The 14,809-nt window shown below is 70.2% G+C and carries 16 protein-coding genes and 1 pseudogene; 9 read left to right on the top strand and 8 right to left on the bottom strand.

Annotated features, from left to right (window positions below):
- Positions 1 to 177: 177 nt before the first annotated feature.
- The 5 genes from HG543_RS41975 to HG543_RS56605 all read left to right on the top strand — a co-directional run bounded on the left by HG543_RS41975 (position 178) and on the right by HG543_RS56605 (position 4,236).
- Positions 178 to 1,137: a prenyltransferase gene (locus tag HG543_RS41975; RefSeq protein ID WP_169350560.1), complete on the top strand. Its 960-nt coding sequence runs from the start codon at positions 178 to 180 to the stop codon at positions 1,135 to 1,137.
- Positions 1,134 to 1,859 carry a ferrochelatase gene (locus HG543_RS41970; protein ID WP_169350559.1) on the top strand — a complete coding sequence of 242 codons (726 nt, stop codon included), beginning with the start codon at positions 1,134 to 1,136 and terminating at the stop codon, positions 1,857 to 1,859. The genes HG543_RS41975 and HG543_RS41970 overlap by 4 nt, the downstream gene beginning before the upstream one ends.
- The gene (locus HG543_RS41965; protein ID WP_169350558.1) at positions 1,856 to 2,752 is read left to right on the top strand and encodes a prenyltransferase; all 897 of its coding nucleotides are present in this window, start codon (positions 1,856 to 1,858) and stop codon (positions 2,750 to 2,752) included. The genes HG543_RS41970 and HG543_RS41965 overlap by 4 nt, the downstream gene beginning before the upstream one ends.
- Positions 2,753 to 2,759: 7 nt before the next feature.
- Positions 2,760 to 3,455, top strand: a complete 696-nt coding sequence (locus HG543_RS41960) for a lycopene cyclase domain-containing protein (protein WP_169350557.1) — start codon at positions 2,760 to 2,762, stop codon at positions 3,453 to 3,455.
- 85 nt (positions 3,456 to 3,540) lie between these two features.
- Positions 3,541 to 4,236, top strand: coding sequence for a C40 family peptidase (locus HG543_RS56605; protein WP_211194527.1), 696 nt, complete (start codon positions 3,541 to 3,543; stop codon positions 4,234 to 4,236).
- Positions 4,237 to 4,281: 45 nt separating this feature from the next.
- Here HG543_RS56605 and HG543_RS41950 read toward each other — a convergent pair whose 3' ends face one another.
- Entirely contained in the window at positions 4,282 to 5,619 is a 1,338-nt protein-coding gene (locus HG543_RS41950) for a replication-associated recombination protein A (RefSeq protein ID WP_169350556.1), read from the bottom strand.
- 33 nt (positions 5,620 to 5,652) lie between these two features.
- Positions 5,653 to 6,279, bottom strand: a complete 627-nt coding sequence (locus HG543_RS41945) for a YigZ family protein (RefSeq protein ID WP_169350555.1) — start codon at positions 6,277 to 6,279, stop codon at positions 5,653 to 5,655.
- A gap of 105 nt (positions 6,280 to 6,384) precedes the next feature.
- On the opposite strand from HG543_RS41945, the gene HG543_RS41940 reads away from it, so the two are divergent.
- Positions 6,385 to 6,762, top strand: a complete 378-nt coding sequence (locus tag HG543_RS41940) for a phosphopantetheine adenylyltransferase (RefSeq protein ID WP_169350554.1) — start codon at positions 6,385 to 6,387, stop codon at positions 6,760 to 6,762.
- Between the two features lie 7 nt (positions 6,763 to 6,769).
- Here the strand turns inward: HG543_RS41940 and HG543_RS41935 are convergent, their stop codons facing one another.
- From HG543_RS41935 to HG543_RS41925, 3 genes are read right to left on the bottom strand one after another with little or no spacing between them, the layout of a single operon-like run.
- Entirely contained in the window at positions 6,770 to 7,489 is a 720-nt protein-coding gene (locus HG543_RS41935; RefSeq protein WP_169350553.1) for an iron-containing redox enzyme family protein, read from the bottom strand.
- Positions 7,459 to 8,379, bottom strand: coding sequence for a GNAT family protein (locus HG543_RS41930; RefSeq protein ID WP_169350552.1), 921 nt, complete (start codon positions 8,377 to 8,379; stop codon positions 7,459 to 7,461). Before HG543_RS41930 ends, HG543_RS41935 begins: the two co-directional genes overlap by 31 nt.
- Positions 8,376 to 9,329, bottom strand: a complete 954-nt coding sequence (locus HG543_RS41925) for a DUF3419 family protein (RefSeq protein ID WP_246357684.1) — start codon at positions 9,327 to 9,329, stop codon at positions 8,376 to 8,378. Before HG543_RS41925 ends, HG543_RS41930 begins: the two co-directional genes overlap by 4 nt.
- Before the next feature lie 160 nt (positions 9,330 to 9,489).
- Here HG543_RS41925 and HG543_RS41920 point away from each other — a divergent pair, with 160 nt between their 5' ends.
- Genes HG543_RS41920 through HG543_RS41910 form a run of 3 tightly spaced genes read left to right on the top strand, consistent with a single transcriptional unit; the run spans position 9,490 to position 11,866 of the window.
- The gene (locus tag HG543_RS41920) at positions 9,490 to 10,443 is read left to right on the top strand and encodes a fatty acid desaturase family protein (RefSeq protein ID WP_246357683.1); all 954 of its coding nucleotides are present in this window, start codon (positions 9,490 to 9,492) and stop codon (positions 10,441 to 10,443) included.
- The gene (locus tag HG543_RS41915) at positions 10,436 to 11,320 is read left to right on the top strand and encodes a phosphatase PAP2 family protein (RefSeq protein ID WP_169350550.1); all 885 of its coding nucleotides are present in this window, start codon (positions 10,436 to 10,438) and stop codon (positions 11,318 to 11,320) included. The genes HG543_RS41920 and HG543_RS41915 overlap by 8 nt, the downstream gene beginning before the upstream one ends.
- 51 nt (positions 11,321 to 11,371) lie before the next feature.
- Complete coding sequence (locus HG543_RS41910) at positions 11,372 to 11,866, top strand: nuclear transport factor 2 family protein (RefSeq protein ID WP_169350549.1); 495 nt, start codon at positions 11,372 to 11,374, stop codon at positions 11,864 to 11,866.
- Here the strand turns inward: HG543_RS41910 and HG543_RS41905 are convergent, their stop codons facing one another.
- The 3 genes and pseudogenes from HG543_RS41905 to HG543_RS56880 form a co-directional block, all read right to left on the bottom strand.
- Positions 11,867 to 13,147 carry an MFS transporter gene (locus tag HG543_RS41905; RefSeq protein ID WP_169350548.1) on the bottom strand — a complete coding sequence of 427 codons (1,281 nt, stop codon included), beginning with the start codon at positions 13,145 to 13,147 and terminating at the stop codon, positions 11,867 to 11,869. It abuts the gene before it with no gap.
- A gap of 108 nt (positions 13,148 to 13,255) precedes the next feature.
- The gene (locus HG543_RS41900) at positions 13,256 to 13,822 is read right to left on the bottom strand and encodes an imm11 family protein (protein ID WP_169350547.1); all 567 of its coding nucleotides are present in this window, start codon (positions 13,820 to 13,822) and stop codon (positions 13,256 to 13,258) included.
- A gap of 19 nt (positions 13,823 to 13,841) precedes the next feature.
- A pseudogene (locus HG543_RS56880) lies at positions 13,842 to 14,809 on the bottom strand (AHH domain-containing protein); the annotation flags it as partial.

Here is a 14,809-nt window from a genome sequence, read left to right as displayed (position 1 = left end):
GCCATGGGGACTCCAGGGAAGGGGGCCTCCTTGGGAGATAGGAACCGGGCGGTGGGCGAGCAAGCGCAAAGCTCACCCCCCACATCGGTTCTGGGCATGGCGCTTGGAGGGAGTGAAACGTTGACGGTGCCGCCGGGAGTGCGGAACCTTCGGACCGCGGAGGGAGAGCCGGGACGCATGCACGTCGAGTCAATGAGCCCCACGGCGAGATGGTGGTACGCCCTCAAGCCCGCGAGCTGGCCAAAGGTGTTCGTCCCCGCACTCTTCGGACAGGCGGTGGGCGCCGCCCACGCGGAGCGCCTCTCTCCGGGGGCGCTCGCCTTCGGCGCGCTGTGGATGGTGGCGGACGTCGCCTTCATCGTCCTGCTCAACGACTGGGGTGACCGCCCGGTGGACGCGCTCAAGCGGCGCATGTTCCCCCAGGCCGGCTCGCCCAAGACGATTCCGGACGGCATCCTCCCCGCGAGCGCCCTGCTCACCGCGGGGCTCGGCGCCGGAGGCGTGGCGCTGGCGGTGGCCGCGGTGGCCGGCGCCGCGCTGGGGCGCCCGCTGCTGCTGCCCCTGACGGCGCTGGCCCTGTTCGCCTTCGTCGCGTACACGCTGCCGCCCCTGCGCATCAACTACCGGGGCGGCGGCGAGCTGTTGGAGATGGTGGGCGTCGGCGGCATCCTCCCCGCCCTGCACGCCTATGCGCAGTGCGGCCAGTGGGCCCCGCCGGAGCTGGTGGCGCTGGCGCCGGGGCTGCTGTCGCTGTCGCTGTCGAGCGCCCTGGCCAGCGGCCTGTCGGACGAGGAGAGCGACCGCGCGGGAGGCAAGCGCACCTGGGCCTCGCTCCGGGGCAACGCGGCGGCGCGGCGCGGCGCGGAGGGGCTGCTGGTGCTCGGAGCGCTCCTGTGGCTCGCGGCGCCGTGGGCGTTCCACGCCGGCCTCTCACCCGTCACCGTCATTCCCGCCGCCGCGCTGGTGCTGTTCTTCGCGGTCCGCGTCTGGCGCCGCAGTCCGGGCGCGGTGACGAATGCCTTCGGCGCGCAGTCCGCGTACAAGCTGGAGCTGCACCGCGCCATCTGGTGGGGGACGCTCGCGCTGTCTGGCATGCTCCTCGTCGGTGGGCCCGGGTCGCGAGGAGGGACGGCATGACGCGGCTGCCGAACGAGCTGGCTGAATCCCTGGACCGAGTGGAGCCGCTGCTCGGCGCACGGGCCTCGCTCGCGCCGGACCGGCCTCTCGCGCCCACGCCGCGCGAGCTGGCCGAGCGGGTGACGGCGGGCAGCCATGACGAGGCGCGCCTGCGGGCCTTCACGCGGGGCCTGTGCGCCATCATCCGGGCGCTCGCGGAGAGCTTCCCGGACAACATCTTCTGGGACCTCGACTATCCGGCGCGGTGCCTGTGGGACTCCGGGGGGCCGCGCGAGATGGAGGTCTTCACGCGCCGGGTGGTGGCGCTGTGCCACGGCTTCGGCCTCGGCTCGCCGCTGCGCTTCCGCTACGCGCACGACTTCTTCTTCGGCTTCGATTGGGCCCGCTGGGTGACGCGCGAGCCCACGTCGCGCGCGAGCATCCACCCCTTCGACGCGCCCTTCCTGGACTACCTCGAGGTCCGGCGGGGTGAGCTGCTCGCGCTCGTCGCCCAGGACGATGCGAAGTACTCGCGGCTCCAGGGCGCGGAGTTCCGCAATCCCTTCGGCTTCTCGCGGGAGCCGGAGGAGGAGCTGCGGCTGCACCAGGCGCTCGCCCGCGAGGACCTCATCCCCGTGAAGGCGTGGCGGATGGACGGCGAGCCCCGGTGGAACCTTCCCTTCGCCGACCTGCGCACGGAGACGGCGCGCCGCCTGGGGCTGTCTCGGGGCACGCCCTCATGACGGCGCTCCGGGCCTGGCTCCAGGCCTCGCGGCTGCCGTCCCAGTCCTATATCGCGCTCCCGCTGCTGCTCGGACAGCTCGCCGCGGTCCGCCTCTCGGGACAGCCGCTGGACGTCGGGGTGCTGGTGGGAGTCCAGCTCTTCGGCGTGCTCGACCAGCTCTTCATCGTCTACGCCAACGACCAGGCGGACCAGGAGACGGACCGCCGCAACCGCACGGCCACCCTCTTCTCCGGCGGCTCGCGCGTGCTGGTGGAGGGGCGGCTGTCTTCCCGGGCGCTCGGCATCGCCGCGCTCTGCTGTGCCGGAGGGCTGCTCGCGGTATCGGTGGCGCTGGCGGTGACGCGCGGCGCGCCGATGCTCGTGCTCCTCGCGCTGCTGGCGGTGGCGCTGCTGTGGGCCTACAGCTACCCGCCGGTCCGGCTCTCCTACCGGGGTGGCGGCGAATTGCTGCAGATGGTGGGCGTGAGCGGCGTGCTGCCGCTCTACGGCTACGTGGCGCAGGGCGGAGACCTCGGCGGCTTTCCATGGTGGCTCGTCGCATGCCTGCTGCCCACGCACCTGGGCTGCGCCATCGCCACCGCGCTGCCCGACGAGCCGTCGGACCGCGAGAGCCGCAAGCTCACGCTGCCCGCACGCGTGGGCGGAGAGCGGGCCGCGTGGGTCATCGTGGCGCTGAATGTCCTCACGCTGGCCCTGGCGCCGCTCGGGCTGCGGGCGGTGGGGCTGCGCGCGGATGCGTGGCTGCTGCTGCCCGCGCTCGCGGCGGTGGGCGTGGTGCTCGTCCGTCCCGCGCCGCCCGGCTCGCGGCGCATCCTGGTCCGCGTGGCCGCCGCCATCACCGCGACGGTGGCCATGGTGTGCCTCCCGCTGCTCGGGCTGGCGGTCCGCTGAGGCGACCGTGCGCCACGAGTTCCTCCTCCTGTCGCTCCTCTTCCTGCTTCCGGGCGCGGGCTTCTGGCTCGCGCGTCCGGACCTGCGGCCGCTGATGCGACGCACGGTGGGCCTCTCGCTGCCGTTCGCCACGACGGAGTGGCTCTTCTATCCGGAGTACTGGACGCCCCACTTCCTCTTCGGGCTGGCGGACCGCATCGGCTTCGGCATCGAGGACGTGCTGTTCGTCTCGGGGCTGGGCGCCTTCGCATCGACCGCCTACGCCGTCGTGTTCCGGAGGACCCCCATGCCCCGGGGCGCGCCCGTCTCGCGGCCCTGGCTGCGGGTGGCGGGTGTCTTCGCGCTGGCGATGGCGGTGGTGGCGGTGCTGCTCGCGGTGGGGGTCCCCATCCTCTACGCCTCGGTGGTGGCCATGGTGGGCGTCTCCGCGGGCCTGCTGCTGGCGCGCCCGGACCTCGTGGTTCCCAGCGTGCTGGGAGCGTGGGTGTCTGCCGTCATCTACCTGATGCTGTGCCTCGTCTTCGGCGCGCTGGTGCCCGGCGTCTTCGAGCGCACCTGGAGGCCCAGCCTGCTGCTGCCGGGCACGCTGCTGGGCGTTCCGCTCGACGAGGTGCTGTACGGACTGGGCGCGGGCTTCGGTGCCACGGCGGTGCCCGCGTGGGCCTTCGGCCTGCGCTTCGTGCCCCGGACGGGGAGCCCCTGAAATCCGCCGGGTCCAAGCAACCCCGGGGGGCTGGTCCGGATAATCCGGGAAAGGGCCGCCCCCCGCCGGCTCGAGGAGTTCCCCCATGACGACCATTTCCGCTTCCCGCGCCCGGAGCATCTCCGCCGCCGCGGCCGCTTCCGCCCTGCCTCCCACCCTGCGCGAGGGCTCGAAGGGCCCCGCGGTGACGGACCTGCAGCGCCGCCTGTCCGCCGCCGGCTTCAAGCCCGGCCCGATTGATGGCCAGTTCGGCCCGAAGACGGAGGCCGCGGTGAAGGCCTTCCAGCGCGCCAAGGGGCTGGAGGCGGACGGCATCGTCGGACCGAAGACGTGGGCGAAGCTGCGCGCGGGCAACACGAAGCCGCCCACGAACAACCCGCCGGCCGCGGGCCGCGGCACCGCGGAGGCCTTCGTGCAGCGCGCGCTCGCGCAGAAGGGCGACCGCTACATCTTCGGCACCGAGGTCAACCTCAACGACAAGAACCCGAAGGCGTTCGACTGCTCGGAGCTGGTGCAGTGGGCGGCCCACCAGGTGGGCGTGAAGATTCCCGATGGGACGATGAACCAGCTGCCGCACTGCAAGCAGAAGGGCACCACCATCTCCGTGTCCGAGGCGCTGCGCACGCGCGGCGCGCTGCTGTTCCGTCCCGGCCACGTCGCCATCAGCCTCGGCGACGGGCGCACCATCGAGGCGCGCGGCAAGAACTACGGCGTGGGCATCTTCAACGCGAACGGCCGTGGATGGACGACCGGCGCGCTCGTGCCCGGGTTGAAGTACTGAGCCCTCGCGGTGCCCTGCTGGGCCTGGAGGAATGATTCCTCCAGGCTACTCGCCGCCCTTGGCGCCCTTGTCCTCGCGCCACCACTGCGTCATGCGCTCGTGGACCTCCGCCTCGTAGCCTTCCTTGCTCGGGCGGTAGAAGACGGCGCGCTCCAGCGGCGGCGGCAGGTACGTCTGTCCGGGCACGTAGTGGCCCGGGGAGTTCCACGGCACCTGGTAGCCCTTGCCGTGGCCCAGCTCCTTCATCAGCTCCGTGGGCGCGTTGCGCAGGTGCATCGGCGGCCCGAGGTTGGGGTGCTGCTCCAGCGCCTCCAGCGCGGCGTTCATCGCCTGGTAGGCGCGGTTGCTCTTCTTCGCGGTGGCCAGCGTCACCACCGCGTGCGCGACGAAGAGCCGTCCCTCCGGCATCCCCACCGAGTGGAAGCCCTCCTCGCAGGCCCGGACGATGGTGATGGCCTCGGGCATGGCCATGCCCACGTCCTCCACGGCAATCACCTTCAGCCGGCGCCACAGCGACACCACGTCGCCCGTCTGGAGCAGCTTCGCCGCCCAGAAGATGGCGCCCTGCGCGTTGGAGCCCCGGCAGGACTTCTGCAGCGCGCGCAGCAAATCAAAGTGCTCGTCCCCGTCCTTGTCGTGCCGTGACAGGCTGGTGCCCACGGCCTCGCGCGCCGTCGCGACCGTAATCTCCTCGCCGTCCCCGGTGAGGTTCGCCGCCAGCTCCAGCGCGCCGAGCGCCTTGCGCACGTCACCCGCGCCCCCCCTCGCCAGCAGCGTCAGCGCCTCCTCGCCAATCGTCAGCTTGCGCGAGCCGAGCCCCCGCTTCTCGTCCGTGAGCGCGCGGGTGATGGCCGTCTGGATGTCCGCGAGCGTCAGCTCCTTGAGCTGGAACACACGGCACCGGCTGACGAGGGCGGGCCGCACCTCGAAGCTGACGTTCTCCGTGGTGGCGCCGAGCAGCACGAGCAATCCACTCTCCACATGGGGGAGCGCCTGCTCCTGGACGTTCTTCGCCCAGCGGTGGATTTCGTCGACGAAGAGCACCGTGCGGCGGGAGTAGCGGTTGCGCTGGAGCTCCGCCTCGGCCACCACCTCGCGGATGCGGGGGATGCCGTCGGACACGGCGGAGAGGATGACGAACTCCGCGTCCACGCTCGACGCCAGCATGCGCGCCAGCGTCGTCTTGCCCACGCCCGGCGGGCCCCAGAACAGGGACGACACGATGGACCTGCGCTCCATGAGCTGACGCAGCGGCGCGCCCGGGCCCAACAGGTGGCCCTGGCCGATGAACTCATCGGGCGTGCGAGGGCGCATCCGCTCGGCCAGCGGCGCGAAGCGGTTCATATCGACGGAAGCGGAGAAGAGGTCGGGACCTGCGCTCATCGCACTGGAGGCTCACCCCTGCGGGGCCCCCGGTCAACCTTCGGACTCCAGCGTCTCGATGAGGACCTGCCCCAATGTCAGGTCCGTCAACGCGGTCCGGAAGGCGTCCACCCGGGTGACGGGAAGCTCCACCCGGTAGCCCACCGTCGCGGCGTACTCCTCCGAAAGCACCTGCGCCTCGTGCTCGGGCAGCATCCGGCGGAAGCCGTCGATGCTCGCGTACTCCAGCTCGACGGCGAGTCGGACCTTGCGCACACGCTCCGTGGTGGGGAGGGCCTCCAGCCCCTGCTGGACGCTGCCGGTGTAGGCACGCACCAGGCCGCCCTTGCCGAGCAGCGTCCCTCCGAAGTAGCGCGTGACGACGACGGCCACGTCTCCCACGCCGCCGTGGAGCAGCGCCGTGAGCATGGGCCGGCCCGCCGTGCCGTGGGGCTCACCGTCGTCACTCATCCCCACCTGGGCCGTGGAGCCCGGCGGGCCCACGACGTAGGCCCAGCAGTTGTGGTTCGCGTCCTGGAACTCCTCGCGGACGCGGGCGATGAAGGCCTTCGCCTCCTCCACCGTCGGCGCGTGGGCCACCGTGGTGATGAAGCGGCTCCGCTCGATGTCCTGCTCCACCCGGTGGAACCCCGCCGGGATGCGGTAGCGCTTCTCGTCCATGGCCGCACTAGAGCATGCCGGGGCTGCGCCATGACCTCCCTGGTAATTGCCGCGCGGCTGAACGTGCGGCCATGCTCGGTCACACGGAATGTGAGAGGAGCGTCCATGTCGGGGAAGGTCGTCTCGGCCATGCTGATTGTCGCGGGAATCATCCACCTGCTGCCGCTGAACGGAGTGCGCGGGCCGGAGCAGCTGGCCGCCATGTACGGGGTGTCGGTCGCGGGGCCGGACATGGAAATCCTCATGCGCCACCGGGCGGTGCTCTTCGGGCTGCTGGGGATGTTCCTGCTCGTCGCCGCCTTCACCCCCCACCTGCAGATGGCGGCCATCATCGTGGGGGCGCTCAGTGCCGCCACCTTCATCGGACTGGCCTGGACGGTGGGGAGCTACAACGCGCCCGTCCAGCGGGTGGTCATCGCGGACGTGGTGGCGCTCGGATGTCTGGCGGTCGCCGCGGGCCTGAAGCTCCTCGCCCCCAGGTGAGCGCGCCTCACCGGCCCGGGGCCCCGTCGCGTCGATGACGCGCCCGGTACAGGTCCTCGTAGAGCCGCTGGAAGAGGTGTCCCCCCAGCAGCAGTCCCTGCTCGACCTCGCTCGCGGAGCGGGCATCCGTCTCGTAGGGTGCGTCGAGCTGGCGGTAGAAGCCGTCCGCGTGCTCCTCGTCGAGCGTCGCGTGCGTGGGGTAGTGAGCCACCTTGTCCGCCGGCAGCCACCCGCGCGAGACGATGCCGCGCCCCAGCTCCAGCGAGATGCCGCTGAACAGGTCCTCGATGACGCCGAACATGGCGAGCCCGGTGAGCGGACTGTCGAACGTGGAGACACCGGTCAGCGCGGCGTTGAAGGCCTGCACCTCCGGCCAGTGCGCGCGCCCCACCCGGGACAGGTCCGCGCCCAGCCGCTCCAGGAGGAGGCGGAACGTGCGCTCATGGCCGTGCCCCAGCTCCCCGCGCCCGTGCTCGTCGAAGACGTTCTCCACCAGCGGCAGGCGCAGGTCGGGACGCGGCAGCCGGCTGGCGAGCACGGCCATGGGCCGGGAGAAGTGCGCGACGGCGGCGAAGAAGTGGAGCTGCGTCTCGACGAAGTCCTCGCGTGACAGCGAGCCGTCCCGCAGCGCGCGCAGGTAGGGCCACTCCAGCGCGTTCCACTCCACCTTCAGCGAGGCGATGCGCTGGCGCAGCTTCAGATTTCGGACGAGGGAAGGTGCACCCATGCTGGTGGCTCCACTGGAAAGGTCAGGTCGAGGGAATAGACAGTGCACACCGAGTCGGCCGGAACGCCCGCGTCCCGCAGCCAGCCGATGTGGTTCCGCAATCGTTCGTCGATGCTGAAGCAGGCGAGCGCGTCCCCGCCCCGTGCCGCGAGCTCCGCGCCACACGCGCGCAGGTACTCCGCCCAGCCGTGTGTCCACGCGGTTGGCGGCGCGGCGAGGTGGACGAGCGGCCAGGGACTGCCCGTCGACAGCCGCTGGAGGTCCTTGCTCCCCGCCGTGGTGCACCACCCCGCCCCTTCGAGCCGCCGGCCCGGCGCGGGTCCGAGGCACAGCCCATCCTCCACCGGCAGCACGGGGCCGCCACGGGTGTCCAGCTCCGCCAGCTTGGAGGGCGGCACGAAGTAGAGCGCGAGCCGGCTCGCGGGCCGGCCCATCCGCAGCGGATTCCAGCCTCGCGCGGTGCGCATGACATCGCCCCTCGCGCCCCGCATGGCCGCGCCGTAGAGGAAGCGGGTGCGGCGCAGCGCGGGGATGCGGAAGAGGTGCGTAAGCCCCTCGAAGATGAGCCGCCGAGACAATCCCTTGCCGCGCGCGTGCTCCGCCAGCTTGAGGTCGCAGATGTAGAGCGCCTGGAACGTCCGGCCGCCCCGGTGGACCTGACGGACCACCCCGGTTACCGAGCCGAGCAGCTCGTCACCGCGAAGGACGAGCAGGAAGTACGCGTCCCCCATGGAGGAGAAGAAGGGGTGGTACTCGGGCCCGTGGTCGATGAAGAAGTGGTCGGCCCCGTCCGCGAGCGGATAGAGGATGCTCCGCTCCAGCCGGCGAAGCCGCTCCACGTAGGGCCCAAGCGAGTCGGGCCGCGCGACGATGAAGCGCACGCCGCTCATGGGCCCGTGGCCCTTCGGAAGCCGACCTCGATGCGCTCGTAGAAGAGGCTGCGGTCCTTCGCGAGCAGCTCCGCCCCGAGCGCGTCGTCGAACTGGAATGCCGGCTCGAAGAAGCGCCGGAGGTCGCGCCGGTTGTTGAGCTGCCGGCAGAGGATGGCGCAGCCCGGCCGCGCCTCGCGGGACAGCAGCGCGGCCCAGTCCGCGACGAGCGCGTCGTCCGACCAGTCGAAGATGTTGGAGAGCGAGATGACGTCGAAGCGCCCCAGGCCGGGCACGTCGGGGAGCGAGCCCTGCACGAGCGTCACCGGCAACGGCTGCTCCGCGCGCAGGTACTCCGGCATGTCCTCCGCGCGGTACGCGCCGAGCAGCACGTGCTGGAGGAACGGATTGCGCGCGGCGTCCTCGCGCTGGAGTCCTCGCTCGAACACGGCCTGGAAGTAGTCCGGGTAGGAGCCCGGCACCGCGTGCTGCGTCGCCGCCGGGCCGAACATGGCGCGGAGGAACGTGTCCGAGAAGGAGAGCTCGAACGCCACCTGCCAGTACGGCGAGGCACGCCAGCGGGCCAGCATCGCACCGCGCTCCGTGGTGGAGGTGGCCGGCTCGAAGAAGGCCGACAGCTCGGACGCTGGGGCGACGAACGTATCGATGAAGCGGCGGAGCGTGTGGAAGAGATACTCGAACTCGCCGCGCTGGTTCAGGCCGGCCGGGTTCGTGTCACCCACGTTGAGCCGCTCCAGCGGCACGCGGCCGAGGCTGTCCGCCTTCTCCTTCACGTGAGCGAGCTGGCGCGGGTTGAAGTCGAAGCCCACCAGCTCCAGCGTGGGGTGGCGCTTCGCCAGCGTGAGGAGGGTGCAGCCTCCGGAGGCGACGGTGAGGACGGCGCGGGCCTTCGTGCGCTCGATGAGCGCCTGCTCCAGCTCCGGGTCTTCACGGACGACTGCGAACTTCAATTTGTACGGCGTTGGGCTCACGGGGAGGCACGCGCGATGGGAGGTGACATCGGCGTCTGATTCGAATGTATGGCATGGGGAGAGCACTGAACCATTGCCGCAACTGACAGAGTCACTTCCCGCTCGGTTGCGCGAGCTCGAACAGGTTTGACTGTATGGCATGGTGAAGCGCACCGACCCCATCATGCCGCTCCTGACAGAATCACTTCCCGCCGCTCGGTTGCGCGAGCTCGAGCAGGTCGACGCCCGCCACGTTCCCCGGCTCCTCCTGTTCCTCGCGCTCTACGTGGCCAGTGCGGCGCTGGCCGTGCTGCTCGCGGGGAATTCCGAGGTGCCGGTGTGGCTCGCGCGCACGGGGCTGTACCTCGTCGCCGCGGCGTCGCTCCATGGCATCAGCCTGTTCACGCACGAGGCGGTCCACGGCAGCCTGTCGCGCCGCCGGTGGCTCAACCACCTGGGCGGCGTGGTGTGCGCGCTGCCCGTGCTGCAGAACTTCGCGGCCTACAAGGTCCTGCACCTGCGGCACCATCGCGACCTGGGCGGCGGGAAGGACCCGGACCACTACGCGAACTACACCGGGCGGCGGTGGCTGGAGATGTTGATGCACGTGGGCCGGCTGCTGGCCGGGTATCCCGCGTACATCACGATGATTCCCATCCTCGGCTGGCGGCACGGGACGTCCTCCGAGCGGCGATGGATTGAGCTGGAGGTGGCCCTGCTGGTGGTGGGCGCCGGGCTCGCGGTGGCCTTCGTGCCGGGGCACGTACTGCTCCATGCGTGGGTCATCCCGATGCTCATCATCAACACGCTCGTGAACATCCGCGGGATGAGCCAGCACACGTTCCTCCCGGAGAGCAACCATCCGGTCCGCGGCACGCGCACCATCCTGTCCAACCCGGTGACGCGCTTCTTCATGTGCAACGAGAACTACCACCTCGAACACCACCTCTACCCGCGCGTGCCCTGGTACAGCCTGCCCGAGCTGCACCGGACGCTGCGGCCGGAGCTCGTCGCGCGGGGGGCTCCCTTCATTCCCTCCTACTTCTCGTTCGTGCGCGGCGTCGTCACGGGCTCGCTCCTGCGTGAAGCGAGGAGTGTCACTCCCGATGCCTGAGCGGCCGTACCTTCACGAGGTGCTGCTGGCCGGCTTCGGGCTGGTCCTGAGCGTGGCACTCCTGCTCTTCGCGGGCCCCGGCACGCCCGTGACGGTCCAGGTCACGGGAGCGACGGCCCTGTTCATCATGGGCGTGGCGGGGCTCGCGCGGCTGGACGGACGGCCCCATGCGTTCCGCGCACGGCTGCTGCTGGCCTACGCGGCGACGTTCTTCTTCTATGCCTCCGTGAAGCACACCGTTCCCTCGCTCGGGCTGCCGTCGCGTGATGCGTGGCTGCTCGCCGCCGACGTGCGGTTGTTCGGCGTGACTCCGGCCGTGTGGCTGCAGCGGTGGAGCACGCCGTGGGTGAACGACGTGTTCAGCGCGAGCTACCTCGCCTTCCACGCGTACCTGCACCTCGCGATGGCATGGGCCGTCGTGGGCCCGCGCGCGCGAGCGGAGCGCTTCTTCGTCCACGTGTTCTCCGCGTACGTGCCCGGCATCGCCGGGTACTACCTGGTGCCGGGACTGGGTCCCGCGGCGGCGTTTCCGGAGCTGTTCACGGTGCCCATCGAGGGCGGCTGGCTGACGCAACTGAACGCGGCCGTCGTCGCGAGCGGCTCGTCCGCGTACGACATCTTCCCCAGCCTGCACACGTACATCACGCTGGTGCTGCTGGAGCATGACCGGCTCGCGCACCCGCGACGCTTCCGCGCGCTGCTGCCTGTCGCCGCGGCCATCCTGCTGTCCACGCTGGTGCTGCGGTACCACTACGCCGTCGACGTCCTCGCTGGAGCACTGTGGTTCATCGCCTTCCGCGCGGTGTTCCCTCGCCTCCAGGCGCGCTGGAACGCGCCGCGTCGCGAAGGTTTCCCGGTGGAACGTCCATTTCCCTGACGCGGAAATCCGGCGGAAGCTCCGGGCTCTTCACCTCGGAGGCGCGCCAACATGAAGGGTCAGGATTTGCAGTACGTGCTGGACTGGATTGCCGTGCAGGAGCTGGTGGCCGAGTACGGGCAGGCCATCGACTTCGGCAAGGACACGGGAGACTGGAGCCGCTGGGTGAATTGCTTCACGCCCCAGATGACCGCGGACTACACCCGGCTTTTCGGGGGCGAGCCCATCACCATGGCGCGCGAGCAGATAGCGAAGCTGGGCAGCGATGCCCTGGCCGTCTTCACCCGGGTCCAGCACGCGACGGCGAACACGGTGCGAACGCACTTCAAGAGCGCCACCGAGGCCCAGGCGATGGCCTACGCGGACGTGGGCCACTTCTTCCCCCTGAACGGCGTCGTGCAGGAGTGGACGGTGGTCATCCGCTACACGCACGACCTGGAGAAGACGGCCGAGGGGTGGAGGATTCGCAAGGTGTTGCTGGACCCCATCCACTTCCGGGGCAATCTGCTCGGCCTGGAGCTGGCGAGAGGGAAGCGGCTCGTCTGACTAGGGCTCGGACCGTGGGGCCTCTGGAGCCGCGAGGCTCTTCCTGAGTGCCCCCGGCAGCGAGAAGGCCACGAGGAGCGTGGCCAGCGTGCCCCCCGCTCCGGCGACGATGAGGGTCGTCGGAGCGGAGGTGGCGTCGAGCAGCAGGCCGCCACCGACGTAGGACAGGGCGGCGGCCACGCCGATGGCGCCGTAGAGGTTGCCGAAGACGCGGCCGAGCATCCCTGGAGGCACCACGCGCTGGATGAGGGTGTTGGTGGCCACGTCCATCGCCGCGATTCCCAGGCCGCGCACGGTCTGCATCGCCAGCGCGGCGGAGACGGCCCAGGCCAGCCCGGTGAGGAGGTTGCCCACGCTGCTCACGGCGAACCCCGCGAGCAGCAGCACCGGCATGGACGCGCGCGTGCCGTAGCGCGCCAGCAGCGCGTAGCCGAGCACGAGCCCCACGCCCACGGAGCCCAGGAGCAGACCGACCGCGGAGTCCCCGGCGCGGAAGGTCTCCTTGGCCAGCACCACCAGCGCGACATCGTCCACGCCGTTGAAGGCGACGACGGCGCAGAAGCCCAAGCCGATGACTCGGACGGCGGGGGCCGACAGGATGTAGCCGAGTCCCAGCCGCGCCTGACGCAGGAGTGACACGGGTGGGCCCTGCTCCTGAGACACGGCGGGAGGCAGGGATGGCACGGAGGCCAGCAGTACCGCCGAGAGGAGGAACGACGCGGCGTCCACGAGGAGCACGCCCCGGACGCCGATGAAGGGCAGTAGCGCCGCCGCGACAAATGGGCCGAGCGCCTCGGCGGAGTTGGTGCCGAAACCGAGGGTGGAGTTGGCGGTCTCCAGTGCGCGCTCGGGCACCAGCGCCGGTACGGCCGCGCGAGACGCGGGCTGGAACACCTGGCCGGCGACGGCGCGGACGGCCACCAGGGCGAGGAGGACGGGCAGCGGCGGCAGGAGCAGCGCGATGAGGAGGAGCACCACGCCCTGGATGAGCTCGCAGGCAATCATCACCCGCTTGAGGTCGAAGCGATCGCTCACGGCGCCGGTGATGGGGCCCAGCAGCGCCGGCGCGAAGTCACCGACGAGCAGGAGCAGCGACACCGCGAGCGCCTGCCCGGTGCTGCCGGCGACATGGAGCATCAGCGCCACGAGGCTGAGCGAGTCCCCGGTGAAGGAGATGACTCGCGCGGACCACAGCGCGCGGAACGCGGCGTTGTGCCGCAGGAGCCCCAGGACCCCTGTACCGCGCTCGGCTGTTCCGTCTTCCGCAGCCGGAGCCGACATGCGCATCTCCTCGGGTTCGATGGCTTCGACGATAGGAGGGGGCGCACCCTAGACGGGTACGCGGAGCCACTCCAGGCCGCGATGTCACGGCTCGTCCCTCCAGCGCGGCTAGACCTCGGTGAATTGCATTCCGGTCACACCGATGCGCTCCAAAGCATCCTTGATGTCTTCGGAAACAACAACGGCAATGGACCACCCCCTAGTCCGGAACACCTTCGCATCCCCCACTGCCGCCGCATTGATGCGCATCCCGGACACCTTGCGGTATTGCCCGACTTTCTCCGGGCGCCCGTCCTCGGGCTTCCAATACTCCACCTCGGCTGACGCGGCGTCGTCGATACATCGGACAAGTCGGGCAACAACAAGGATGGAGAACTGCTCAGGCTGCTCCTCTATCTCGACCGGAATGAACTGAACATCATCGGGCGCCAATTCCTCCAAGAGCGAGGCAACCTTGGTGTGAACAACCGGGGTGCCAATCCCCGCGAGGCTGAAATCAACAGCGCTCCCGGGACGTGCCACGGGCATCCGCAAGCGCATGGGAGCGTCGAGTCGTGTCCCCTTCTTGAACATCCATGGGTTCTCGACTTCCGTCCCGTCCAGGTTCGTGGGAATGCCCAGGGCCCATCCCCCGGGAACAACACCGGGCGAAAGCTTGAAGTAGCGTGGAGACATACCTGACATCACCATTCCATCATTCCGCGCGAGTCACCAGCTTGTTCAACTTGGTGTTTGGCGTCACGATTTCTCGCGCCAATCTCCGCAACTCTGCCGTCAGCAACTCTCGACACTGCTGCATGGTCAGACAATCTTCCGTTGCTTCCACCAATCGTTCAAAAACCTCCTCGTGGTACTGCCGCGGGTGCAGCCCCTTGTGACCTTTGACGTTGACGATGTTGGCCGGGTCGTTCAGCGACATACCCGCTTTGTCGAAGAGCGTCTGAAATTGCGGCGACCACGGACCACCACTGTTCGTGGAGTCCCACCACTTGTCCGTCGCGATGTGGTGGTCATGTCCCTTCGCATCCACAGGCCCGACTGCAGCGCCTTCCGGCGCCCGTGCCATCGCGGCAACCACGTCAGGAGCGAGCGCCATGGTGATCGCTTCGCCACTCACCGTCACCGTCTGTACTTCTCCCACGGCGGACAGCACGATCCCCGCCCGGGAACCCGCCTGCATGGATGCGTGCGCCGAGCCCGGTAGCACCGGCACCCTGCCCGCAAACCCCGAAGCCGTGTTCCCGATGGCCACCGTGGCCAGCATGGCGAAAGCGCGCGCCGCGTTCCGCCCCATCACCTTGCCGTATCGCTCACCTGCCTCGCGCAGTTCGTCGAACGTGCGGGCCCGGTCCGCCTCGCCCACCAGCCGCCGGAAGCCCTCAATCAGGCCCCAGAACGTATCCACCCCCAGGTAGACAATCAGGGTCGCCGTCATCACGGCGGCAAGCCCCTTGCTCACCGGCTCGGCACTGTCCAGAGCACCAGATACATCGTTCCCGTCCACAGCACCGCCGCGACCATGGCCCGCGGGTCGGCCATGTCCTTGAAGGCTTCCAACATCTCCTCGAGCACCGCGCCGTGGGCAAGCGCCATGGCCAACGCGTAGCGGTCGTCCGCACCGATCGTCGGGCCGTCCACCAGCAGCCCCAGACAGTCCCCTCC

Source organism: Pyxidicoccus fallax, assembly GCF_012933655.1.
GTDB classification, from domain to species: domain Bacteria; phylum Myxococcota; class Myxococcia; order Myxococcales; family Myxococcaceae; genus Myxococcus; species Myxococcus fallax.
Note: the sequence above shows the minus strand (reverse complement) of the source record. Positions and strands in the feature narration are given on the sequence as shown.

Bases quoted from the DNA above. Each gene is read 5' to 3' on its own strand.
- HG543_RS41930 (WP_169350552.1), bottom strand. From the start codon at position 8,379: ATGAGCGGCGTGCGCTTCATCGTCGCGCGGCCCGACTCGCTTGGGCCC.
- HG543_RS41940 (WP_169350554.1), top strand. From the start codon at position 6,385: ATGTCGGGGAAGGTCGTCTCGGCCATGCTGATTGTCGCGGGAATCATC.
- HG543_RS41910 (WP_169350549.1), top strand. From the start codon at position 11,372: ATGAAGGGTCAGGATTTGCAGTACGTGCTGGACTGGATTGCCGTGCAG.
- HG543_RS41915 (WP_169350550.1), top strand. From the start codon at position 10,436: ATGCCTGAGCGGCCGTACCTTCACGAGGTGCTGCTGGCCGGCTTCGGG.
- HG543_RS41945 (WP_169350555.1), bottom strand. From the start codon at position 6,279: ATGGACGAGAAGCGCTACCGCATCCCGGCGGGGTTCCACCGGGTGGAG.
- HG543_RS41970 (WP_169350559.1), top strand. From the start codon at position 1,134: ATGACGCGGCTGCCGAACGAGCTGGCTGAATCCCTGGACCGAGTGGAG.
- HG543_RS41950 (WP_169350556.1), bottom strand. From the start codon at position 5,619: ATGAGCGCAGGTCCCGACCTCTTCTCCGCTTCCGTCGATATGAACCGC.
- HG543_RS41935 (WP_169350553.1), bottom strand. From the start codon at position 7,489: ATGGGTGCACCTTCCCTCGTCCGAAATCTGAAGCTGCGCCAGCGCATC.
- HG543_RS41920 (WP_246357683.1), top strand. From the start codon at position 9,490: ATGGTGAAGCGCACCGACCCCATCATGCCGCTCCTGACAGAATCACTT.
- HG543_RS41965 (WP_169350558.1), top strand. From the start codon at position 1,856: ATGACGGCGCTCCGGGCCTGGCTCCAGGCCTCGCGGCTGCCGTCCCAG.
- HG543_RS41900 (WP_169350547.1), bottom strand. From the start codon at position 13,822: ATGTCTCCACGCTACTTCAAGCTTTCGCCCGGTGTTGTTCCCGGGGGA.
- HG543_RS41905 (WP_169350548.1), bottom strand. From the start codon at position 13,147: ATGTCGGCTCCGGCTGCGGAAGACGGAACAGCCGAGCGCGGTACAGGG.
- HG543_RS41975 (WP_169350560.1), top strand. From the start codon at position 178: ATGCACGTCGAGTCAATGAGCCCCACGGCGAGATGGTGGTACGCCCTC.
- HG543_RS56605 (WP_211194527.1), top strand. From the start codon at position 3,541: ATGACGACCATTTCCGCTTCCCGCGCCCGGAGCATCTCCGCCGCCGCG.